This is a genomic window from Kitasatospora sp. NBC_01287, assembly GCF_026340565.1.
Classification (GTDB): Bacteria; Actinomycetota; Actinomycetes; order Streptomycetales; family Streptomycetaceae; genus Kitasatospora.
Window position 1 is genome coordinate 7737992 of the sequence record NZ_JAPEPB010000001.1, and the last position, 22441, is coordinate 7760432.

At 73.1% G+C, this 22441-nt stretch carries 13 protein-coding genes and 2 pseudogenes; 11 read left to right on the forward strand and 4 right to left on the reverse strand.

Annotated elements, in window-relative coordinates:
* Positions 1-42: 42 nt before the first annotated feature.
* The 3 genes from OG455_RS33160 to OG455_RS33170 all read left to right on the forward strand — a co-directional run bounded on the left by OG455_RS33160 (position 43) and on the right by OG455_RS33170 (position 11368).
* Positions 43-9723, forward strand: a complete 9681-nt coding sequence (locus tag OG455_RS33160) for a type I polyketide synthase (RefSeq protein WP_266299978.1) — start codon at positions 43-45, stop codon at positions 9721-9723.
* Between the two features lie 28 nt (positions 9724-9751).
* Positions 9752-10519 (forward strand): thioesterase II family protein, encoded by a 768-nt coding sequence (locus OG455_RS33165; RefSeq protein ID WP_266299979.1) that lies wholly within the window; start codon positions 9752-9754, stop codon positions 10517-10519.
* A 147-nt stretch (positions 10520-10666) separates the two neighbouring features.
* Entirely contained in the window at positions 10667-11368 is a 702-nt protein-coding gene (locus tag OG455_RS33170; RefSeq protein ID WP_266299980.1) for a nucleotidyltransferase family protein, read from the forward strand.
* Here OG455_RS33170 and OG455_RS33175 read toward each other — a convergent pair.
* Together OG455_RS33175 and OG455_RS33180 are read right to left on the reverse strand one after the other, a co-directional pair.
* Entirely contained in the window at positions 11323-11640 is a 318-nt protein-coding gene (locus OG455_RS33175; RefSeq protein ID WP_266299981.1) for a hypothetical protein, read from the reverse strand. The genes OG455_RS33170 and OG455_RS33175 overlap by 46 nt on opposite strands.
* Before the next feature lie 195 nt (positions 11641-11835).
* A complete protein-coding gene (locus OG455_RS33180) occupies positions 11836-12678 on the reverse strand; it encodes a MerR family transcriptional regulator (RefSeq protein WP_266299982.1) in 843 nt (280 codons plus the stop codon).
* A gap of 138 nt (positions 12679-12816) precedes the next feature.
* Between OG455_RS33180 and OG455_RS33185 the strand changes: the two genes are divergently transcribed.
* Positions 12817-13245 (forward strand): nuclear transport factor 2 family protein, encoded by a 429-nt coding sequence (locus tag OG455_RS33185; RefSeq protein WP_266299983.1) that lies wholly within the window; start codon positions 12817-12819, stop codon positions 13243-13245.
* Positions 13246-13294: 49 nt separating this feature from the next.
* Positions 13295-13975 carry an SIMPL domain-containing protein gene (locus tag OG455_RS33190; RefSeq protein WP_266299984.1) on the forward strand — a complete coding sequence of 227 codons (681 nt, stop codon included), beginning with the start codon at positions 13295-13297 and terminating at the stop codon, positions 13973-13975.
* A 21-nt stretch (positions 13976-13996) separates the two neighbouring features.
* Here the strand turns inward: OG455_RS33190 and OG455_RS33195 are convergent.
* A pseudogene (locus tag OG455_RS33195) lies at positions 13997-14287 on the reverse strand (hypothetical protein); the annotation flags it as partial.
* Between the two features lie 129 nt (positions 14288-14416).
* Here OG455_RS33195 and OG455_RS33200 point away from each other — a divergent pair.
* The 6 genes and pseudogenes from OG455_RS33200 to OG455_RS33225 form a co-directional block, all read left to right on the forward strand.
* Positions 14417-16825, forward strand: a pseudogene (locus OG455_RS33200) (Tn3 family transposase); the annotation flags it as partial.
* 105 nt (positions 16826-16930) lie between these two features.
* Positions 16931-18157, forward strand: coding sequence for a tyrosine-type recombinase/integrase (locus OG455_RS33205; RefSeq protein ID WP_266299986.1), 1227 nt, complete (start codon positions 16931-16933; stop codon positions 18155-18157).
* Positions 18157-20304, forward strand: coding sequence for a tyrosine-type recombinase/integrase (locus OG455_RS33210; protein ID WP_266301049.1), 2148 nt, complete (start codon positions 18157-18159; stop codon positions 20302-20304). Before OG455_RS33205 ends, OG455_RS33210 begins: the two co-directional genes overlap by 1 nt.
* 3 nt (positions 20305-20307) lie before the next feature.
* On the forward strand, positions 20308-20730 hold the full coding sequence (locus OG455_RS33215) for a DUF6262 family protein (RefSeq protein WP_266299987.1): 423 nt from the start codon (positions 20308-20310) through the stop codon (positions 20728-20730).
* Between the two features lie 90 nt (positions 20731-20820).
* On the forward strand, positions 20821-21108 hold the full coding sequence (locus OG455_RS33220) for a hypothetical protein (RefSeq protein ID WP_266299988.1): 288 nt from the start codon (positions 20821-20823) through the stop codon (positions 21106-21108).
* An 81-nt stretch (positions 21109-21189) separates the two neighbouring features.
* The gene (locus OG455_RS33225; protein WP_266301050.1) at positions 21190-21390 is read left to right on the forward strand and encodes a Tn3 family transposase; all 201 of its coding nucleotides are present in this window, start codon (positions 21190-21192) and stop codon (positions 21388-21390) included.
* A gap of 57 nt (positions 21391-21447) precedes the next feature.
* On the opposite strand, the gene OG455_RS33230 is transcribed toward OG455_RS33225, so the two are convergent.
* On the reverse strand, positions 21448-22353 hold the full coding sequence (locus tag OG455_RS33230; RefSeq protein ID WP_266299989.1) for an alpha/beta fold hydrolase: 906 nt from the start codon (positions 22351-22353) through the stop codon (positions 21448-21450).
* Positions 22354-22441 lie beyond the last annotated feature (88 nt).

The following is a 22441-nucleotide window of genomic DNA, read 5'->3' on the forward strand; positions in this document are numbered from 1 at the left end:
CGACCCCAAGACTTCCCGTGACTCCCTGAGGTGAGAGCAGACATGGCTACCGCAAACGAGGACAAGCTCCGCTATTTTCTCAAGCGGGTGACCGCTGACCTGCACCAGACCCGGCAGCGGCTGCACGAGGTGGAGAGCGGCGCCCCCGAGCCCGTGGCCATCATCGGGATGAGCTGCCGGTTCCCGGGCGGTGTGCGCACCCCCGAGCAGCTCTGGGAGCTGCTCGCCGAGGGCCGCGACACCCTCACCCCGTTCCCGGAGGACCGGGGCTGGGACATGGAGACCCTCTACGACCCGGATCCGGACAAGCAGGGCACCTCCTACGTCCGCACCGGCTCCTTCCTGGAGAGCATCGCCGAGTTCGACGCGGGCTTCTTCGGCATCTCGCCGCGCGAGGCGCTGACCATGGACCCGCAGCAGCGGCTGCTGCTGGAGACCAGCTGGGAGGCGTTCGAGCGGGCCGGCCTGGACCCGCAGGGCCTGCGCGGCTCGCGCACCGGCGTCTTCATGGGCTCCAACGGGCAGGACTACGCCGGCCTGCTGATCGGCACGGTCGAGGGCGCCGAGGGCTACGTCGGCACCGGCAACGCGGCCAGCGTGCTCTCCGGCCGGGTCTCCTTCGCGCTGGGCCTGGAGGGCCCGGCGGTCACCGTGGACACCGCCTGCTCCTCCTCGCTGGTCGCCCTGCACCTGGCCATCCAGGCGCTGCGCCAGGGCGAGTGCTCGCTCGCGCTGGCCGGCGGCGTCTCGGTGATGTGCACCCCGGGCGTCTTCGTCGACCTCAGCCGGCAGGGCGCGCTCTCCGAGGACGGGCGGTGCAAGGCCTTCGCCGAGGCGGCGAACGGCACCGGCTGGGGCGAGGGCGTGGGCGTGCTGCTGGTGGAGCGCCTCAGTGACGCGCGGCGCCTGGGCCACCCGGTGCTGGCCGTGGTGCGCGGCTCCGCCGTCAACCAGGACGGCGCCAGCAACGGCCTGACCGCCCCCAACGGCCCCTCCCAGCAGCGGGTGATCCAGCAGGCCCTGGACAGCGCTCGGCTGACGACACGTCAGATCGACGTGGTGGAGGCGCACGGCACCGGCACCAAGCTGGGCGACCCGATCGAGGCGCAGGCGCTGCTGAACACCTACGGCCGTGACCGGGCCGAGGGCCGGCCGCTGCGGCTGGGTTCGGTGAAGTCCAACCTGGGGCACACCCAGGCGGCCGCCGGGGTGGCGGGCATCATCAAGATGGTGCTGGCGATGCGGCACGGCGTGCTGCCCAAGACGCTGCACGTGGACGCGCCGAGCAGCCGGATCGACTGGTCGGCGGGCGGGGTGGAGCTGCTCACCGAGTCGGTGGCGTGGCCGGAGACCGGCGAGCCGCGCCGGGCCGGCGTCTCCTCCTTCGGGGTGAGCGGCACCAACGCGCACACCATCATCGAGCAGGCCCCCGAGCCGGTGGCGCCCGGGGCCGAGAGCGACAGCGAAAGCGAAAGCGAGGGCACGGCGCCGGTTCCCGCCGCCGTCCAGGCTCCGGTCGCGCGCCCGCTGGGTGAACTCCCCCTCACGCCCTGGGTGCTGTCAGGGCGCGGGGCCGGGGCGCTGGCCGGCCAGGCCGGCCGGCTCGCGGCCTTCGCCGGCGAGCAGGACCTCGACCTCGACCCGGCGGCGGTGGCCGGTTCGCTGATCGGACGCTCGGCCTTCGAGGACCGGGCGGTGGTGCTGGGTGATGGCCTGGTCGAACTGCTGGCCGGGGTCGAGGGGTTGGCGGCCGGCGTCGAATCGCCTGGCCTGGTGCGGGGGGTGGCGGCCGGTGGTGGTCGTCCGGTGTTCGTGTTCCCGGGGCAGGGGACGCAGTGGGTGGGGATGGCCCGGGAGTTGATGCGGGTGTCGCCGGTGTTCGCGGGGTCGATCGCGGAGTGCGAGGCGGCGTTGGCGGGCCTGGTGGACTGGTCGCTGGTCGAGGTGTTGGCGGGTGACGGGGCTGAGTTCGCGGGTGTGCGGGTGTTGCAGCCGGTGTTGTTCGCGGTGATGGTGTCGTTGGCGGCGGTGTGGCGGGCCGCGGGGGTGGAGCCGGCGGCGGTGGTGGGTCATTCGCAGGGTGAGGTGGCGGCCGCGCATGTGGCTGGTGTTCTTTCGCTCCAGGACGCGGCGCGGATCAGTGTGTTGCGGGCGCGGGTGATGGAGCGGATCGCGCATGTGGGCAGCATGGTGTCGTTGTTCGCTTCGCGGGTGTTGGTGGAGGAGTTGGTCGCCGAGGTGGGTGGCCGGCTGTACGTGGCGGCGGTGAACGGTCCGGCGACGGTCGCGGTGTCGGGTGAGTTCGGGGCGTTGGAGCGGTTGTTGGAGTTGTGTGAGGTGCGGGGGGTGCGGGCGCGGCGGATCGCTGCGGCGTTCCCTTCGCATTCGCCGGAGGTGGCGCCGGTGGAGGCGGAGGTGAAGGCGGCGCTGTCCTCGGTGGTGCCGCGGGCCGGGCAGGTGCCGATGCTCTCCACGATTCGTGGTGAGTGGTTCTCCGGGCCGGAGTTGGACGCGGACTACTGGTACGAGAACCTGCGTTATCCGGTGCTGTTCCAGGACGCGGTCACGCAGTTGGCCCAGGCCGGGCACCGCACCTTCATCGAGGTCAGCGCCCACCCCGTCCTGGTGCCCGCGATCGAGGACACCCTGGTCGAGCTGGGCGTCGGCGGTACCGCGCTCGGCACGCTGCGGCGTGACGAGGGCGGTGCGGAGCGTTTCGTCCGCTCGCTGGCGCAGGCCTTCACCAGTGGTGTGGACGTGGACTGGACCACCCTGCTGCCGGCCGCCGAGCGGCGCGCCGAGCGGCGGGTGGAGCTGCCCACCTACGCCTTCCAGCGTCAGGACCACTGGCCGCCGGCCCGCACCGGCGCCGCCGGCGACCCGGCAGGGCTGGGCCTGCACGGCGTGCGGCACGGCCTGCTCGGCGCCGCCGTCACCCTGGCCGAGGACGACGGCCTGGTGCTGACCGGCCGGCTCTCCGTCAAGGCCCAGCCCTGGCTGGCCGATCACGCGCTCAACGGCACCGTCATCCTGGCCGGCACCGCCTTCCTCGAACTCGCCCTGCACGCCGCCGAACAGCTGCGCTGCGAGAGCGTGGAGGAGCTGACCGTCGAGGCCCCGCTGGTGGTCCCCGAGCGCGGCGCCGTCCGGGTGCAGGTGCGGGTCGGCGCCCTGGACGCGGCGGGCCGACGCACCGTCACCGTGCACGCCCAGCCCGACGAGGGCGAGGACGCCTGGGCGCGGGGCGAGCAGCCGTGGACCCGGCACGCCACCGGCGTGCTCGCGCTGACCCCGGCCCCCGACACCGCAGAGCCGCTCACCGCCTGGCCGCCCGCCGAGGCCACCGAGCTGGACGCCGCCGGCCTCTACCCGGCGATGGCCGCCCGCGGCTACGGCTACGGCCCGTCCTTCCAGGGCCTGCGCGCCGCCTGGCGCCTGGGCGAGGAGGTCTACGCCGAGATCGCGCTGCCCGCCGAGTTCCGCGCCCAGGCGCAGACCTTCGCCCTGCACCCGGCGCTGCTGGACGCCGCGCTGCACGCCATCGCGGTCGGCGGCCTCTTCGACGACGGCCCCGAGACCCCCGGGCGCCTGCCGTTCTCCTTCAACCAGGTGACCCTGCACGCCACCGGCGCCAGTGTGCTGCGCGCCCGGCTGCGCCGCACCGGCCCCGACGCGGTGGAGATCCTGGTCGCCGACGCCGAGGGCGCGCCGGTGGCCACCATCGAGCCGCTGCTGCTGCGCCCGATGTCCACCGAGTCCGCCGCCCCCACCGTCGGCGACGACCTCTACCAGGTGGCCTGGACCGAACAGGCGCTGCCCGAGCAGGACCCGGCCGGGCAGCGCTGGACCCTGCTCGGCGGCCACGGCCCGCGCACCGCGGACGCGCTGACCGCGCTCGGCGTCGAGCTGACCGCCCACCCGGACCTCGCCGCGCTCGCCGCCGCCGTCGCGGCCGGCGCCCCGCTGCCCGAGGTGCTGCTGATCGAGGTCGACGCCCCGAGCACCCCGGACGAGGAGCTGCCCGCCGCCGTCCACGCGCTGACCGGCGCGGTCCTCGGCGAGCTGCGGCAGTGGCTGGCCGCCGAGAGCCTGGCCGACACCCGGTTGGTGCTGCTGACCACCGGCGGCGCCCCGCTCGGCGGCACCGCGCCGGCCGACCTGGCCGCCGCCGCCGTCTGGGGACTGGCCCGCACCGCGCAGACCGAGAACCCCGGCCGCCTGGTGCTGGCCGACCTCGACCGCACCGCCAGCTCCTGGGCCGCGCTGGCCCGGCTGCTCGCCTCGGACGAGACCCAGGCCCTGCTGCGCGAGGGTGTGGTGCGGGTGCCGCGCCTGGCGCGGGTCGCCGCCGTCGCCCCCGCGCTCGACGAGGCCGCGGCCCCGCTCTGGGACCCGGCCGGCACCGTCCTGGTGGTCGGCGGCACCGGTCTGCTGGGCTCGCTGGTGGCCCGTCACCTGGCCACCGCGCACGGCGTGCGCCGCCTGGTGCTGGCCGGGCGCAGCGGCCCCGCCGCCGCGGGCGCCGCCGAGCTGGTCCGCGAGCTGGCCGAGCTGGGCGCCGACGCCTCGGTGCGCGCCTGCGACGCCGCCGATCACGAGCAACTCGCCGCGCTGATCGGCGAGCTGGGCCAGGAGCTGCGCGGCGTGGTGCACGTGGCGGGCGTGCTGGACGACGGCATGCTCGACTCGCTCACCCCCGAGCGGCTCAGCGCCGTGCTGCGCCCCAAGGTGGACGCCGCCTGGAACCTGCACCGGCTCACCGCGGGCCTGGACCTGACGGCCTTCGTGCTCTTCTCCTCCTTCTCCGGCATCGTCGGCAGCGCGGGCCAGGCCGGCTACGCGGCGGGCAACGTCTTCCTGGACGCGCTGGCCGCCCGCCGCCGGGCCGACGGCCTGCCCGCCACCTCGCAGGCCTGGGGCTTCTGGGAGCAGAGCAGCGCGATGTCGGCGCACCTGGACGGCGACGACCGCCGCCGGATGGCCCGGCAGGGGGTGCTTCCGCTCTCCAACGAGGACGGCATGGCGCTCTTCGACGTGGCCGTGGCGGCCGCGGCCGCCACCGGTGCGGGCCAGGCGCTGACCGTCCCGATCCGGCTGGACCTGCGCGCGTTGCGCGCCCAGGCGGCCGGGGTCGGCCTGCCCCCGCTCTTCCGCACCCTGGTGCCCTACCGCCCGCGCCGCGCCGCCGCCGCGGCCGGTGACAGCGCCCCCGACTGGGCCGCGCGGCTGGCCCGGCTCACCCCGGCCGAGCGCGAGCGCACCCTGCTCGAACTGGTCCGCACCCAGGCCGCCGCCGTGCTCGGCCACGACTCCACCGAACTGGTTGGCGCCGGCAAGGCGTTCAAGGAGCTGGGCTTCGACTCGCTGACCGCCGTCGAGCTGCGCAACCGGCTCGCCGCCGGCACCGGCGTGCGGCTGCCCGCCACCCTGGTCTTCGACTACCCGACCCCCAGCGCGCTGGCCGCCCGCCTGGGCGAGAGCCTGCTGGGCACCGCCGACGCCGCCAAGGCCGCCACGGCCCGGTCCGCCGGCACCCCGGCCGCCGCCGCGCTCGGCGAGCCGATCGCCATCGTCGGCATGGCCTGCCGCTACCCCGGCGGGGTCACCTCGCCCGAGCAGCTCTGGGACCTGGTGCTCGCCGAGACCGACGCGGTGGGCGAGCTGCCCACCAACCGGGACTGGGACCTGGAGGCGCTCTACGACCCCGAGCCCGGCCTGCCCGGCCGCAGTTACGCCCGCAACGGCGCCTTCGTGCACGACGCGGACGCCTTCGACCCCGCGTTCTTCGGCATCTCGCCGCGCGAGGCGCTGGCCATGGACCCGCAGCAGCGCCTGCTCCTTGAGACCAGCTGGGAGGCCTTCGAGCGGGCCGGCATCGACCCGGCCACCCAGCGCGGCAGCCGCACCGGCGTCTTCGCCGGTGTGATGTACCACGACTACGCCTCCCGGCTGCGCACCTTCCCCGAGGGCGTGGACGCCTTCCTCGGCACCGGCAGCTCGGGCAGCGTGGCCTCCGGCCGGATCGCCTACACCCTGGGCCTGGAGGGCCCGGCGGTGAGCGTCGACACCGCCTGCTCCTCCTCGCTGGTCGCCCTGCACCTGGCCGCCCAGGCGCTGCGGGCCGGCGAGTGCACCATGGCGCTGGCCGGCGGCGTGACCGTGCTCGCCACCCCCGGGGTCTTCATCGACTTCAGCCGCCAGCGCGGGATGGCCGCCGACGGCCGCTGCAAGCCGTTCGCGGCCGCCGCCGACGGCACCGGCTGGGGCGAGGGCGCGGGCATGCTGCTGCTGGAGCGCCTCAGCGACGCCCAGCGGCAGGGCCACGAGGTGCTCGCCGTGCTGCGCGGCTCGGCCGTCAACCAGGACGGCGCGAGCAACGGCCTGACCGCCCCCAACGGCCCCGCCCAGCAGCGGGTGATCCGCCAGGCGCTGGCCGGCGCGCGGCTGACGGCCGACCAGGTCGACGTGGTCGAGGCGCACGGCACCGGCACCACGCTGGGCGACCCGATCGAGGCCCAGGCCCTGCTCGCCACCTACGGCCAGGGCCGCGCCGAGGACCGGCCGCTGCTGCTCGGCTCGGTCAAGTCGAACATCGGGCACACCCAGGCCGCCGCAGGGGTGGCGGGCGTGATCAAGATGGTGCAGGCGCTCCGGCACGGCGTCGTGCCGCGCACCCTGCACGTGGACGAGCCCACCCCGCACGTGGACTGGACCTCGGGCGCGGTGCGGCTGGCCACCGAGACGGTCGACTGGCCCGCGACCGGCCGCCCGCGCCGGGCCGGCGTCTCCTCCTTCGGGGTGAGCGGCACCAACGCCCACCTGGTCCTGGAGCAGGCCCCGGCCGCCACCGCCACCGCGGCGGGCGAGCGCGCCGAACTGCCCGGCGGGCTGCCGGTGCTGCTCTCCGGCCGCTCGGCCGGCGCGCTGCGCGGCCAGGCGCGGCGGCTCGCCGAGCACCTGGCGGACCGTCCGACGGCGGACCTCGCCGACCTCGCCGACCTCGCTGATCACACGGACCTCACGGACCTCACGGACCTCACCGACATCGCCTACTCGCTGGCCACCAGCCGGTCGGCGCTGGAGTACCGCGCGGTGCTGCCCGGCGGCGACCGGGCGGAGCTGCTGCGCTCGCTGAACGCCTTCGCGGCCGGCGAGGCGGCCCCCGGGGTGGTCGAGGGGCTGAGCGCGGAGGCCCGGGTGGCCTTCCTCTTCTCCGGCCAGGGCAGCCAGCGCCTCGGCATGGGGCGCGAACTCCGCGCGGCCTGGCCGGTGTTCGCCGCCGCCCTGGACGCGGTCTGCGAGCAGCTCGACCCGCTGCTGCCCAAGCCGCTGCAGGAGGTGCTGTTCGGCACCGACGCCGAACTGCTGGACCGCACCGTGCACGCCCAGGCCGGCCTGTTCGCCGTGGAGGTGGCGCTCTTCCGGCTGCTGGAGTCCTGGGGGGTGCGGGCCGACGTGCTGGCCGGCCACTCGATCGGTGAGCTGGCCGCCGCGCACGTGGCGGGCCTCTGGTCGCTGCCGGACGCCTGCCGTCTGGTCGCCGCGCGTGGTCGCCTGATGCAGGCGCTGCCGGCCGGCGGCGCGATGCTCGCGGTGCGGGCCACCGAGGCGCAGGTCCGCGCCGCGCTGCCCGCCGAGGTGGACGTCGCGGCCGTCAACGGGCCCGAGGCGATCGTCGTCTCCGGCCCCGAGACCGCCATCGCCGCCCTGGAGGCCGGCTGGCGCGCCGAGGGGCGCAAGGTCAAGCGGCTGGCGGTCAGCCACGCCTTCCACTCCGCGCTGATGGACCCGATGCTCGCCGAGTTCCGGGCCGTCGCGCAGTCGCTGGACTACGCCGAGCCGCGGATCCCGGTCGTCTCCAACCTGACCGGCCGGATCGAGGAGTTGGGCGACCCGGAGTACTGGGTGCGCCACGTGCGCGAGGCGGTCCGGTTCGCCGACGGCCTGAGCACGCTGCGCGAGCAGGGCGTGACCACCTTCGTGGAGCTCGGCCCCGACGGCGTGCTCAGCGCGCTGGGCGACGGCGGCACCTTCATCCCCACCCAGCGCGCCGACCGCCCCGAGCCGCAGGCGCTGGCCGCCGCCGTCGCCCGCCTGCACGTGCGCGGCGTCGCGGTGGACTGGGCCGCCTACTTCGCCGGGGCTGGCGCGCACCGCGTCGACCTGCCGACCTACGCCTTCCAGCGCGAGCGGTACTGGCTGCGCGAGGCGCAGGCCATCGACGGCGCGGGCGGCGCGGTCGCGTCGGTGCGGCCGGGCTCGGTGGACGCGCGCTTCTGGGAGGCCGTGGAGCGCGAGGACCTGGCGGAGCTGGCCCGCGCGCTGGACGGCGGCGAGGCGGGCGAGGGGCCGGACGCCGCGCTCGCGGTGCTGCGGCCGGCGCTGCCGGTGCTGTCGCAGTGGGTGCGGCGCAGCCGGGAGCAGCTGGGCTTCGCCGAGCCGGTGGGCGCGGTCCGTGCCGACCTCCCGGCAACTCCGCTGGCCAGGCTGACCGGTGCCACCGGCTCGGAGCGGCGTGAGCTGCTGCTGACGGCGGTGCTGGCGCAGGCCGCCGAGGTGCTCGGCCACGCCTCGGCGGACACCGTGGAGCCCACCCGCGAGTTCCTGGACCAGGGCTTCGCCTCGCTGAGCGCCGTCGAGCTGCGGGACCGGCTGGGCACGCTCCTCGGGCAGGCGCTGCCGGTGGCGGTGGTGTACGACTACCCGACGCCGGTGGAGCTGGCCGAGTACCTGGCGGGGGTGCTGGCGGAGGGCCCGGCCGGGGGCCTGACCGAGGCAGTCGCCGCGGTGCCCGCCGCGGTGACCGTCTCGCCGGCCGCCCCGGTGGCCGAGCCTGCCGCCATCCCCGTCCCCGCCCCGTCGCCCGCTCCGGTGCTCGCACCGGCCCTGGGCAGCTTCGCGACCCTGCTGGCCGGCGCCTGCGGGACCGGCCGCACCGGCGAGCTGCTGGACCTGCTGGGCGCGGCCGCCGCGCTGCAGAGCGCCGCGGGTGCCCGCACCCCGGCGCCCGCGCTGGTCCGGCTCGCGGCCGGTCCGGCCGGTCCGGCCGGTGCGGGCGGTGCCACGCTGGTCTGCTGCTCCGCGCTGACCGCCGTGGCCGGCCCCGGCCGCTACCTGCGCCTGGCCGCCGAGCTGGAGGGCGAGCACCGGGTCGCCTTCCTGCCCGCCCCCGGCTTCGCCCCGGGTGAGGGCCTGCCCGCCTCCTTCGCCGCCCTGATCGACCGTCAGGCCCAGGCGCTGGCGGCCGCGACCGCGGCGGGTGGTAGCGTCGAGGACGGTACGATCCTGCTCGGCGCCGGCACCGGTAGCGTGCTCGCGCACCACCTGGCCCGCGCGCTGGAGGAGCGGGGCACCCCCGCCCGCGCCCTGGTCCTGATCGACGCCCCCGCCCCCGGCACCGACCTGACCGAGGTCCTCACCGCCGAGCTGGTCGGCGGCCTGGTGACCGGTGACCCGCTGGTCGGCGAGGACGCCCGGCTGATCGCCACCGGCGGCTACCACCGGATCCTGCCGCCCTGGCAGCCCACCGCCCTCGACAGCACGCCGACCCTGCTGCTCACCCCCGCGGGCCCGGCGCTCACCGGCCCCACCGGCGCCGACCGCCCGCGCTGGCCGGGCGCGCACCGCGCCGCCGACCTGACCGGCGACCCGCTGGAGATCCTGGGTACCGACGCCGCCGCTACCGCGCGTCTGGTCCAGGAACTGCTGGCCGCGACCCGCTGACCCCGAACCCCTCAGAGAGGTAACGAAGATGACGACTCCCGTGGTGGACAGCGCCCTCTGGATCCGCAACTACCACCCTGCGCCGCAGGCCCGGGCCCGCCTGGTCTGCTTCCCGCACGCCGGCGGTTCGGCCAGCTACTACTTCCCGGTCTCCGCCGCCCTGTCGCCGGAGCTGGACGTCTTCGCCGTCCAGTACCCCGGCCGCCAGGACCGCCGCGCCGACCCGTTCATCGACACCATCGACGAGCTGGCCGACGTGATCCACCTGGCCCTCACCCCCACCGTCCGCGACGGCGGCCCGTTCGCCTTCTTCGGCCACAGCATGGGCTCGGTCCTCGCCTTCGAGGTCGCCCGCCGCTTCGAGGAGCGCGACGGCATCAGCCCCGCCGCGGTCTTCGCCTCCGGCCGACGGGCCCCCAGCCGGCTGCGCGAGGAGAACGTCCACCTGCGCGACGACGCCGGCATCATCAAGGAGATGCGCAACCTCGGCGGCACCGACTCCCGCGTCCTGGGCGATCCCGAGCTGCTGGCGATGGTCCTGCCCGCGATCCGCAACGACTACCGCGCGGTGGAGCGCTACAGCCGCGGCACCGACGCCCGGATCGCCGCCCCCATCGTGGTCCTCACCGCCGACGACGACCCGCGCACCACCGTCGAGGAGGCCCGCGCCTGGTCCGACCACACCACCGGCACGAGCGAGCTGCACACCTTCACCGGCGGCCACTTCTACCTCGAACAGCACGCCGGCCCCGTGATCAACGTGATCTCCCGGACCATGGCCGACCTCGTCCCGTAACCCCGTCCGCCCTCCCGAGCGACGCCCCGGCTGCCTCCCCGCACCCGGGGCGTTCGCGTTGCGAGGTCGGCACCGGTGCGGCCCGGCTGGTTGTCGGCTGCCGGCTGCCGGCTGCCGGTTGTCGGGGGCACCTGGTAGGCAGGGGAGATGATCAGTCGACTTCCCCTCGATGAGCAGCTCGCCGCTCTGCGCAGCGCGCTGTCCCGCAATGACGTGCTGCTGGAAGTGCTGACCCGCACGGCGGGGATGGGATTGCCGGGGTGGTACGTGACGGCCGGCTGCCTGTTCCAGACGGTCTGGAACGTGGTCACGGACAGGCCGCCGACCAGTGGGATCAAGGACTACGACGTTTTCTACTTCGACGGCGCCGACCTCTCCTGGGAGGCCGAGGACGCGGTGATCAGGGCGGGCCGGGAGGTCTTCGCGGATCTTCCCGTCGAGGTCGAGATCCGCAACGAGGCCCGGGTGCACCTCTGGTACGAGGGGAAGTTCGGGGTGCCCTGCGCGCCGCACACGTCCACGGAGGCGGCCATCGACTGCTTCGCCGCGACGACCTGCTGCCTGGGCGTCCGGGTCGAGCCGGACGGGAGGTGGCGGGTCTACGCGCCGCACGGGCTGGCCGATGTGTTCAACCTCGTCGTGCGCCCCAATCCGGTCCTCGCGCCGCGGGAGGTCTACGAGGCCAAGGCGTCCCGCTGGCAGGAGCAGTGGCCCGGACTCACCGTGCTGGACTGGCCGACCGCGGCAGCGCGTCGACCGGCACCGGAGGGTCCGGTGCCGGTCGACGCGCTGCCGCTCGCGGGTCAGGTGTTGGGCACGTCCACGGTGCAGAAGAGGCCCTTGAGGTAGACGAAGTAGATGTGCTGCCCGGTGGGGCACCAGCCCTGGTTGGGGTCCTTGTCGAAGGGGATGCCGTTGTAGATGCCCTCGGTACAGAAGGCCTGGGCGTTGGCGTTGTAGCCGCCGAAGTAGCCGCCGTTGTTGAAGCACTGGTCGGCGGTGACCGTGGTCGGGGCGGTGGCGGGCGCGGCGGCAGTGGCGGCGGAGGCAGCGGTGGCGGTCAGGGGGGCGAGGGCGAGAGAGGTTCCCAGGGCCATGGTGGCCAGCAGGCGGTGACGCATCGTCAACTCCTTCTTGAGACGGACCGGTTCGCTTCATGGTCGCGAGGTGCCGGTGCCGGGCCAACCCCGCTCCCCGCAGCTCGGACCCCTGGCTTGCCCGGTGCGGCAACTGGGGTCAGGTACATGGCGATCGAGGTGGCCGTGGTGCTCGGCCGCTCGCGCCGCGGCTGCCCCGTCAGGTGCCGTCAAGTGCCGTCAGGTGCCGTCGCCGGTCCGGAAGACCGGCCAGCCGATCTCGGTCCGCCGGCGCGCCGGATCCGCGGTGTCGCGCGGGCCGACCGGGTAGTACTCGCGCATCGGGCCGTCTACCGCGAGCGCGTGCCGGGCCACGTAGGCGGCCAGCGTGCCGTAGGCGCGGTCGACCTCCTCCGGTGGGCCCGTGTACGTGATGACCGCCAACTCGGCGGCCGGGACGTCCAGCTGGGCGACCCGGCCGATCGGGCGGACCGGTCCGGCGCACGGCACGAAGACGGTGGCCCGGCCGCGGTGGTGGGTGAACAGGTCGTCGGCGAAGATCCCCCCGGCCGGTCCGTCGGCCGTCAGGCCCTGGGCGGCCAGGGTCGCGTGCAGCTCGCCGAGCGCGCCCTGCAGCCACGACACCGAGTCCGCGGCGTCGACCACGTCGCTGACGGCGGCCGCCGGGACGGCCGGCACACCGCGCAGCTCGATGCCGGCGTCAGCCGCCTCGGGCGCGACGGACGGGGCGGGCGCCAGCAGTTCGCGCAGCGAGGCCACGGTGCGCCGCCTGCGCACGAGTTCTTCCTCCAGCCGGGCGAGGTGGGAGCCGAGCCGCTCACCGCGGGTCCGCACGTCCGGCGCGGTCAGCACCGCCCGGATCTCCTCCAACGGCAGGTCCAGCGCGCGCAAGCGGCGGATGACCTGCGCGGTGGGGATCTGCGCGGTGGTGTACCGCCGGTAGCCGGTGTGCGGGTCCACCTCGGCCGGTTCCAGCAGCCCGGCCTGGTGGTAGTGGCGCAGCATCTTGACGGTCAGGTGGGTCGCGCGCGAGAAGTCGCCGATGGACAGGAGAGCGGTCACGGCGACCATTCTGCGCCCTCCCACAGGGGGAGAGTCCGCCCCGGCCGCCGTCTTGCCCCTCCCACCGCGGCAGCGGCGAACGTTGCCTGCGGCGGCCGGCACCGGCCGACCGAAGTGGACGAAGAACGGACGACAGCCATGACCAGCACGACCGCAGCAGCCGCGCACCCGATCGCCCTCCCCCTCGACCTCGACACGCTCGTCGCCCGCTACATCGCGGTGTGGAGCGAGCCCGACCCGGCCGCACGCCGCCGGGCCATCGCCGCCCTCTGGGCACCTGACGGCGTCGAGTACGTGGAGGGCGCCCACTTCCGTGGCCACGAGCGGCTCGCCGACCGGATCACCGAGGCGTACCAGCAGTTCGTGGCGAGCGGGACCTACGCCGTCACCGCCGGGGACGACGCCGCCGACGGGCACGGGGTGGTCACCTTCACCATCCAGCTGATCGCCCGGCAGGGGGCGGACGCGGGCCACCTCGCCTGGTCCGCCCGGGTGCTGCTCGTCCTGGACGAGGCCGGGCGGATCCGCGAGGACTACCACCTGACGGTGAAGGCACTCGCCACCTGACCAGCCGGCCCGGTCAGCCCGCGTCGGGGTGGCTGGCAGACTGCCGAGCATGGAATCAGCAGCACTCCCCACCGTGACCGTGTACGGCGAGGCCGAGTTGGAGGTCGAACCGGACCACGCCGACCTGCATCTGACCGTCCAGGTCCAGGACCGGGAACGCGAGTCCGTCGTGCGGCTCCTGGCCGAGGAGTTGCGGTCCGCCCGCTCGCTCCTCGCCCCCTACGGCGCGGCCGTGGAGCGGGTGGCCAACGGCGCCCTGTGGATCAATCCCGAACGCCCCGGCTCCCGGCGCGGCACCGAGCGGATCACCGGCTACCGTGGCAGCGCCCAACTGCACGTCACCGTCGTCGAATTCGAGCAGCTCGGTGACATCGTCCTGGCGCTGGCCGGCCTGGAGCGCGGCACCCTGGCCGGCCCGGACTGGCGGTTGCGTCGGGACGCCCCGGCCCACCAGCGGGCCCGCGCCCAGGCGGTGGAGGCGGCGGTGCTGCGGGCGCGGCAGTACGCGGGTGCGCTGGGCTCGGAGTTGACGGGTCTGCTGAGCCTGGCCGACCAGGGGCTGGGCGAGGGGGAGACCTACCCATCGCCAGGGGCAGGCGGCAGGGCCCAGGGCTCGGTGTCCTACGGCTCGCTCAAGGAGCGCCCGGACCTGGACCTGCGCCCGGTGCCACGGACCGTGCGCGCCACGGTCGTGGCCCGCTTCACCCTGCGCCCCCCGGACCTCTCCTGAGGCGCTCGCCGGGTGGTGGCGTCAACGGCCCGCCGTGGCCAGCCAGTCGGCGAGGACGGTGAAGTCCGTGTCGGTGAGTCCGAGGGTCGGGTCGACGCGGTGGAGCAGGGCCGGGGCGGGGTGGTGGGCGGTGGTCCAGTGGCGGTCGGCGTCGGTGATCTCGTCGTCGACCCAGGCGAACGCGCGGCCCGCCGCCCAGGCGAGCAGGGTGCGGGTCTTCCAGTGGAGTCCGGCCCGTACGTCCAGCAGGTAGTCGTCATCGGTCAGGTCCGGCCAGTGGACCACGGGCAGCCGGGGCAGGCCGAGCAGGGGGCGGGGGTTGAGGAACATCCGTGCCAGATCGTGCGCTAAGCCCTGGTCGGTCTCGGGAGGCCGTTGACCAGGGCGGATCGTGCGGCGGAACCTTCGCGGGTCGATGTTGTCGATCTCCGGAGGGCCGTGGTGGCGGTCGAGTTTCTGACAGATGAGCAGGCAGCCCGGTACGGGTCGTTCTACGGGGCGCCGACGCGGGCGGAGTTGGAGCGGTTCTTCTTCCTGGACGACGCCGACCGGGAGAAGGTGCAGGCGAAGCGGCGGGCGCACAACCGGCTGGGGTTCGCGGTCCAGCTGACGAGTGTGCGGTTCCTGGGGCGGTTCATGCCCGACCCGCGGCAGGTGCCGGTAGAGGTGGCCGAGTACCTGGCCGCGCAACTGGGGATTGCTGACTTCGCGGTGCTGCGGGAGTACGGCGAGCGGGACGGGACGGCCCGCACACACGCCGGGGAGATCCAGCAGGACGGCGGCCGGCGGGACTTCGCCGAGGTCCGGGACGAGTTGGTGGAGTGGCTGGACGCGCGGGCCTGGACGACCGGGGACGGGCCGAAGGCGATGTTCGACGCGGCGGTGGGGTGGCTGCGGGAGCGGCGGGTGCTGCTGCCGGGGGTGTCCCGGCTGGCCCGGTTGGTGGCGTCGGTGCGGGAGGCGGCGAACCAGCGGCTGTGGGACACCTTGTACGGGCTGCTGAACACCGGTCAGCGGGCGGTGCTGGACTCGCTACTGATCGAGCCGTCCGGTCAGCGGGTCTCGGAGCTGGACCGGCTGCGGCGAGGTCCGGTGCGGGTGTCGGGGCCGCAGATGAAGTGGTCGCTGGAGCGGGCGCGGGAGATCACGGACCTGGGCATGGGCGACCTGGATGTGTCCGGGATTCCGCCTCGGCGCCTGGCGGAGCTGTCCCGGTACGGCGTGGACGGCAAGGCGTCGCTGCTGAAGCGGCACGGCGACTCCCGGCGGCTGGCCACGCTACTGTCCACCGCGGTGTACCTGACGACGAGGGCGATCGATGACGCACTGGACCTACTGGAGGTGTTGGTCGCCACGAAGCTGCTGGCCCGCGCGGAGCGGGACACGGCGAAGGAGAAGTTGAAGACCCTGCCGAAGGTCGAGCGGGCCGGGATGAGGCTGGCCACCGCCTTCCAGGTCGTGTTCGACACCACCTCCGAGCAGGTCGATACCGACACAGGGGAGGTCACCGGGCCCAAGGTGGCCACGTTCGACGCGATGTGGGAGCGAATCGAGGCAGTGATCCCGCGTCAGGAGCTGGCCGCGGCGATCGCGGCCCTGTTCGAGCTGACGCCGCCGCTGGACTCGGACGCGGACGAGGCGTGGCGGGCAATGCTGGTGGGCCGGTTCGGCACGGTGCGGCCATTCCTGAAGCTGCTGGTGGAGGTGGTGGACTTCGGTGCCACCCCGGAGGGGCTGCCCGTGTTGAAGGCGCTGAAGTCGCTGCCGGACCTGATGGGCCGCAAGAAGGTGGGCCCTACCGAGATCGACACCGACCTGCTGGCCGGTTCCTGGCGGCGCCTGGTGCTGACCGCCCCGCAGCTGGAGCCGGGCACGGTGGACTGGAAGGCGTACACCTTCTGCGTGCTGGAGCAGTTCCACCGGATGCTGCGGCGCAAGGAGGTGTTCGCCAAGAACTCCTCCAAATGGGGCGACCCGAGGGCCAAGCTGCTGGCCGGCGAGGCGTGGGCGCAGGCCAAGCCGACCGTGCTGGCCGCCAACGCCGCCCTGATCGACACCCAGGCGTCCATCCCGCTCGCCCAGGCATGGGGCGGCGGCCTGGTCGCCTCGGTCGACGGGATGCGGTTCGTCGTACCGGTGCCGTCGGTGTACGCGCGGCCGAACCCGAAGTACTTCGGGCGCCGGGGCGGGGCGACCTGGCTCAACCTGATCAACGACCAGGCGGCCGGGCTCGGCGGGAAGGTGGTGGCCGGCACCCCGCGCGACTCCCTGTACGTCCTGGACGTGCTCTACGACCGCGATGGCGGCAAGCGCCCTGAGATGATCGTCACCGACACCGCGAGCTACAGCGACATCGTGTTCGGCCTGCTCACCCTGGCCGGGTTCACGTACGCGCCACAGCTGGTGGACCTGCCGGACCAGAAGATGTGGCGCATCGACCGCTCAGCCGACTACGGCGCCTTCCAGGACGCGGCCCGCGGCCGGATCGACCTGGTCAGGGTCGAGCGGCACTGGGAAGACATCCTGCGGATCATCGGCTCGATCCACACCGGCGCGGTGCGGGCCTACGACGTGATCCGGATGCTGTCGCGCGACGGCCGGCCCACCCCGCTGGGCGACGCGATCGCGCACTACGGGCGGATCTCGAAGTCGCTGCACATCCTGCGGCTGGCCGACGAGCCCGGCTACCGGCGGCAGATCAAGACGCAGGCCAACCTGCAGGAGGGGCGCCATGCGCTCGCCCGGAAGATCTTCCACGGCCGGGCCGGCCAGCTTTACCGGAACTACCACGACGGGATGGAGGACCAGATCGGCGCGCTCGGCCTGGTCCTCAACGCCCTGGTGCTGTTTTATCTGGGGCGGCCGAAGGCCGTCCGTTACGCAGTATGAGTGATCTCTAGAGCGTGTCTCGTCGCCTTCGCGGACGGTGTATCCGGGGCGCGTACGTTACGGGTCGTGACGACCGTAGCTGATCTCTCGGGGTTCCGTACGCAGCGCCTCACCCTCGGCGCTGGGGAGCGGACGTGGACGGTGCTGGGCCGTGACCACCGGGTAGTGGGGCCGGCGGAGGAGTACCTGGAGTACCTGCGGGTGCAGAAGGTCTCCCCGAACACGGTGAAGTCCTACGCCCGGGGCCTGGCCCTGTGGTGGCAGTACCTGGATGCCTTCGGGCTGGTCTGGGACGGGGTGACGCTGGAGGACTTCGGTGCGTTCCTGACCTGGTTGCGGACCGGCGAGGACCCGCAGGTCGCGGCGCTGGTTCCGGGGAAGGCGCGGTTCGGCGAGTCGACGATCACGGTGCGGCTGCGGGCAGTGCTGTCCTGCTACGAGTTCCACCGGCTCAACGGCGTCGATGTCGGCCGGGACCTGCACCGCCTGGTGCACGGGGGCGGTGGCCGCTACAAGCCGATGCTGGAGCACATCGCGCGCCGCAAGGGCCGTCGCCAGACCGTCATCCGGGTGCGTCAGCAGCATGCGGCGGCACCCCCAGTGCTGACGCCTCGGCAGATCGACCGGATCTGCGACGCCTGCGCGGTCTGGGACCCGGCGGTTGGCGAGTGGCGGGGATCGGTGCGCGACCGCCTGCTGTGGGCGCTGCTGGCCGAGACCGGGCTTCGGCTCGGCGAGGCGCTCGGGCTCCAGCACCGCGACTGGCACACCGGCCGCGGCGACACCCCGTTCATCGAAGTGGTCCCACGCGAGCATCCGCACAGGGTGCGCGCGAAGGGCGGCTGCTACCGCAAGCTCTACATCTCCGACGAGCTCGACCGGTTCTACGGCGAGTACCTGTGGCAACTGTGCGATGTGGGGGCTGACCTGGCAGTCGCCAACCTCGACGACTGGTACGTGTTCGTCAACCTGGACCGCGAACCGCGGTTCGCCCCCTGGAAGCCCGACAGCGTCTACGACCTGGTCGACCGGCTCCGCCACCAGCTGGCAGGGCAGGTCCCGGACGGGTGGACACCCCACTGGTTCAGGCACAGCCACGCCACCGCGCTGCTGCTGTCCGGAGTGCCGATGCATGTGGTCTCGCGCAGACTCGGGCACGCGGACGTGCAGACCACGATGAACACCTACGCCCATGTCACCGAGGACGCCGAACTGCGGGCCGTGGCCGACTGGACGAAACTCACCGCCGGCTGGCGGGCAGCCACGGACGCCGCACAGATCGGGCCGTGCTGATGGGCGCCGAACTACTGGAGAGCATGCGCGACGCCTCCGGCCTCTTCCAGGCAGAGGAACTCCAGGCCATGTGGGACGGGGTCCCGCAGCGGTTCCGCACGGTCGAACTGACCTCGGGCGCTCTGGGGTCCGCAGATCTGGCAGCCTTCCTGGTGGCCACGCACCAGCGAAGCTTCCGGCTCCGCTTCGGGCAGTTGCCCGAGCCCATGGACCGCGAGATGGCCTGGTGCTGCTGGCGCATCGTCGAACTGGGCGGACGAGTCCCGGTGGGAGCGCTGGGGTCTATGCTCACCTGGCTGGCCAGGGCGGTGGAGGACGATCCGGAACTTCGCGGCTCACTGATGGACCACACTCCTCGCGCGTGGGAACGAGCGGTAGCCGCCGCGTTCGCCCGGCACAACGGCCGCCTGCCCAGCAGGGGCTGGTTGCAGAACACCACCTCGCTCCTGCGGCGCTGTTACCAGATGCTGTGGAGTGCCTACGACCAGCGGGCCTGGTGGCAGCGCGAGGTATGGGACCCGGCCCTGGATCCGCGCATCCCGCGGCGCACCCATGAACCGCAGGGTGACCACAGCCTCTACTTCCACCAGATGCAACCGCTCTGGCTGCGGCACGGCGTCCAGTGGTATCTCCGCGTCTCCTTGGAGACCGGGGACATGACGTGGAGCACGGCACGCGCCCGACGGTCCGGACTGCAGGTGTTCGCCGACTGGATCGCCGACCGGCAGCCCGCCCCTTCACCATGGCTGGGCGAGGACCCCGCCGCGGTGCGGGTGTTCATGCTGGACTTCCTCAGCCACGTCCGCGCCCAGATCGCGCGTGCCGGCCCGAACCGGGGAAAGCCGCTGTCGCGGCTGCGGGTGAACGACATCGTCACCGACGTCGAGAAGTTCTACGCGTTCATGGCTGACAGCAGAGAGGCTGCCGCTCAGGCCCTGGCGGAACCGGACTGGCTGGAGCTGGGCCCCTACCACGCCATGTTGTGGCGTCGCGGAGAGAAGGGTCGGCCCACGGTTCAGCCGGAACGCTGGGAGGTCATCGACGACACCGCCTTCTCCCAGATCATGGCCAACCTGCACCTGCTCGGCGCCCCGGTCGAGGAGGGCGGATTCGACGACGAGCAGCTCATGCGGATCGTCATGCTGCAGGCCCGCCTGGGCCGACGGATCAGTGAGGTCCGCATGCTCGACCGCGACCCGCTGTTCGCACTGGACCAGCTCACCCGACCCGACGGGCAGGAGGCCGAGGACGGTGCCTTCGTCGCCAAACTGCGCTACCAGCAGACGAAGATCGAACAGGCGCCGGACTCGATCCTCGTCGACGCCGAGATCGTCACCATCATCACCGGACAGCGGCAATGGGCCGACGCCCACCTCGGACCCCGCTGGGCAACCGGGGTGACGCCGAAGTACCTGTTCCTGGCGCACAAGATGAACCGCCACGCCGACAAGCCCTATCCCATGGAGCGCGTCCAGCAAACACTCTCCAAGCTCGCCCGTCGCCTCGACATCCGCGACAGCGCCGGGAGGCTGGTCGACTTCAACCGCACCCACCGCTTTCGGCACACCCGCGCCACCAGCCTGCTCAACGCCGGCGTCCCGATCCACGTTGTCCAGCGATACTTCGGACACCTGTCTCCGACCATGGTGATGCACTATGCGCAGACCCTCGCCGAGACCCACGAGCGCGAGTTCCTGCGCTACCGGAAGATCACCGCTGATGCCCGCGAGCTGACCACCGACCCGCGCGACCTCTACGACATGCTGGAGCTGGACAAGCGCACCGACCGGATCCTCCCCAACGGGCTGTGCCTGCTGCCGCCCCGTCAGGTCTGCGCGAAGGGCAACGCCTGCTTGACCTGCGACAAGTTCGCCACCGACGCCACCTACCTGCCCGAGCTCACCTCCCAGCGGGACCGCACCGTCCAACTCGTCGAAGAACGGCAGCGCGCCTTCACCGCCCGGACCGGCCAGCCCATGGGCGAGGACAACATCTGGCTCACCGGCCGACGGCAGGAACAGGACGCCCTGGGGCGCATCATCCTCAAACTCGAAGCGACCCGGCTCGCCGACGAACCCCAGGCCGTGCGCGGGGCCGGTGTCGGCGCCCGCGCCGACGCGATCACCCGCTGCCAGGAGGGGAGCTGACCTATGCGCGGCAACCCCGACAACCTCCGCCAGGCCGCCGCCCGCAAGAGCGCCACCGCCCGGGCCCGAGCCGAGCAGGGCCTGCGCGAGATGATCCGCACCAGGCAGTCCATCACCTTCCGCGGCCTGGCCCAGACCGCCGGAGTCTCGCTGGACTTCCTCTACCGTTGCACCGAGATCCGCCAACGCGTCGAACAACTCCGCGCCCAGCAGCAGAGCCGCCCACCACGTCCGGTCGCGGAACCGCCCGACGACACGCCCAGCAGCGTCGTACGCACTCTGACCGCCCAGCTCGCCGAGCTAAAGCAGCGGCATCGCGACGAGGTGCGGGCCCTGCGGCAGGCCCTCGAAGCGGCCCAGAGCGAGAACCTCCAACTGCGACGGCGTCTCGGCCCCCGGACCGTTGCTGCGGCCGACAGCACATGACCATTGCCGCGGCCGTCAGCGCTTTACCCCGACGCCACCCGTCGAGGTGCCGCGACCTCGCGGTACGCTCCCCGGTGGAGGAGGGACGCCATGGGGCAGGACTGGTTCGGCTTGATCGCCGGCAGCGGTTTGGTAGTGATCGGGGTGCGGACGCTGAGCGGTTGGCACGCGCACGCCTACAAACGCCCGCGTGTCGGCGGTTGGTCCTCGGTGACGGGCGGCGTCGGCATCGCTGGAGGCGCGCTCCTCGCACTCACCGGCTCGTTCGGTCGCATGGGCGAGGCCGGATGGTTGCCCATCGGTCTCGTCTTCGCTGGCTTCGCGCTCTTCATCAGCAGCGGCCCGGCCACGAAAGTCGGCCGTCAACGCCGAGGCTGACGCGACCCCTCCCTTGCGGACGCGACCGCAGACGTTCTACCTGCGCAAACATCACCAACTCAAGCGTTCGCCCCGGATACGCTGTGCAACACCCGCTACATGGATGCCGCAGTCACCCAGCTCCGCAGCGATGGCCTCGACGTCCGCGACGAGGATGGCGCCCGGCTCTCCCCGTTCGTACGCCACCACATCAACATGCTGGGCCGCTACTCGTTCCAGTTGCCCGAGCTGCCTGGTGGGCTGCGTCCCTTGCGGGATCCGGACACCGTCGATGAGGGATGAGCGCTGTCAGAGGGTATTTGGAGCCCATTGGCGGGCATCCGCTCGACGTTCCGCTCTCTACGCGGTGTGCTCGCGAATGATTTCGCCGATCTGCTGGGGAAGTCCAGGAGAGAACAGTGTGTGCCCCATGCCGGGAATCGGCTGGAATCGGGAATGAGGGATTTCCTCGGCGAGGGCATGGCCATGCGGTAGCGGGCGCAGGGGATCTTCCGTGCCGTGCATGACCAGTGTCGGGGCCTTGATCGAGGACAGCGGTGCGAGGCGGTCTTCGGTCATGTGACGTCCTGCCAGATCGTGGTTGAGGGACGCGCTGTGGTTACTGGTCCGGTCGAAGGAGGCTTCCACGAAGCGGCGAGCGGCAGGCTCGTCGAAGGGAAGGATGTCGCCGTTGAGCACTCGCCACGTCTCCAGGTTCGCTATGACGTACTCGTCGCGAGTCCCCTGCGGGAGAGCGGCGCGTTGCGCGAGGTGAGCCAGGAAGCGTGCTGTGGGTGGCGGTAGGTCGCTGGGGTCGGGTGCCTGGCCGGCCATGGCGCGTGCCCAAGCCGGGCCCGCGCTGTGGCCCATCGGGCCGGTCATCATCGCTGTCAGAGTCAGTACGCGTTCAGGGCGGTGCACGGCCAGCCACTGGCCGATCGCGCCGCCCAGGGACACCCCGACGATGTGCGCGGCGGCTACTCCGTGGCCGTCGAGCACGGCCGTCGCGTCGGCGGCCATGTCTGCCAGCGTGTAGGGGTGGGTGGCGAAGTCCACGCAGGCGGACCGGCCGGTGTCCCTGTGGTCGTAGCGGATGACCTGGCGACCGCTGGCTGCCAGCACATCCACCAGCTCGTCCGGCCATCCGATGCCTGGTGCGGCGGTCCCCATCACCAGCAGGACCGCCGGGTCGTTTGAGTTGCCGAGCCGTTCGGTCCACAGCTGCAATTCACCAGAGTCGACAATTAATTCAGCTTTTGCAGTCATGGGCGCCAACATAGCGAACAAGGCACCACTTTTCCATATCCCAAGCGGATATGACTTTCCATCGCTGTTCTGGTAAAATACTGAATAG

Bases quoted from the DNA above. Each gene is read 5' to 3' on its own strand.
- OG455_RS33185 (WP_266299983.1), top strand. From the start codon at position 12,817: ATGACCAGCACGACCGCAGCAGCCGCGCACCCGATCGCCCTCCCCCTC.
- OG455_RS33230 (WP_266299989.1), bottom strand. From the start codon at position 22,353: ATGACTGCAAAAGCTGAATTAATTGTCGACTCTGGTGAATTGCAGCTG.
- OG455_RS33170 (WP_266299980.1), top strand. From the start codon at position 10,667: ATGATCAGTCGACTTCCCCTCGATGAGCAGCTCGCCGCTCTGCGCAGC.
- OG455_RS33165 (WP_266299979.1), top strand. From the start codon at position 9,752: ATGACGACTCCCGTGGTGGACAGCGCCCTCTGGATCCGCAACTACCAC.
- OG455_RS33175 (WP_266299981.1), bottom strand. From the start codon at position 11,640: ATGCGTCACCGCCTGCTGGCCACCATGGCCCTGGGAACCTCTCTCGCC.
- OG455_RS33190 (WP_266299984.1), top strand. From the start codon at position 13,295: ATGGAATCAGCAGCACTCCCCACCGTGACCGTGTACGGCGAGGCCGAG.
- OG455_RS33215 (WP_266299987.1), top strand. From the start codon at position 20,308: ATGCGCGGCAACCCCGACAACCTCCGCCAGGCCGCCGCCCGCAAGAGC.
- OG455_RS33210 (WP_266301049.1), top strand. From the start codon at position 18,157: ATGGGCGCCGAACTACTGGAGAGCATGCGCGACGCCTCCGGCCTCTTC.
- OG455_RS33220 (WP_266299988.1), top strand. From the start codon at position 20,821: ATGGGGCAGGACTGGTTCGGCTTGATCGCCGGCAGCGGTTTGGTAGTG.
- OG455_RS33160 (WP_266299978.1), top strand. From the start codon at position 43: ATGGCTACCGCAAACGAGGACAAGCTCCGCTATTTTCTCAAGCGGGTG.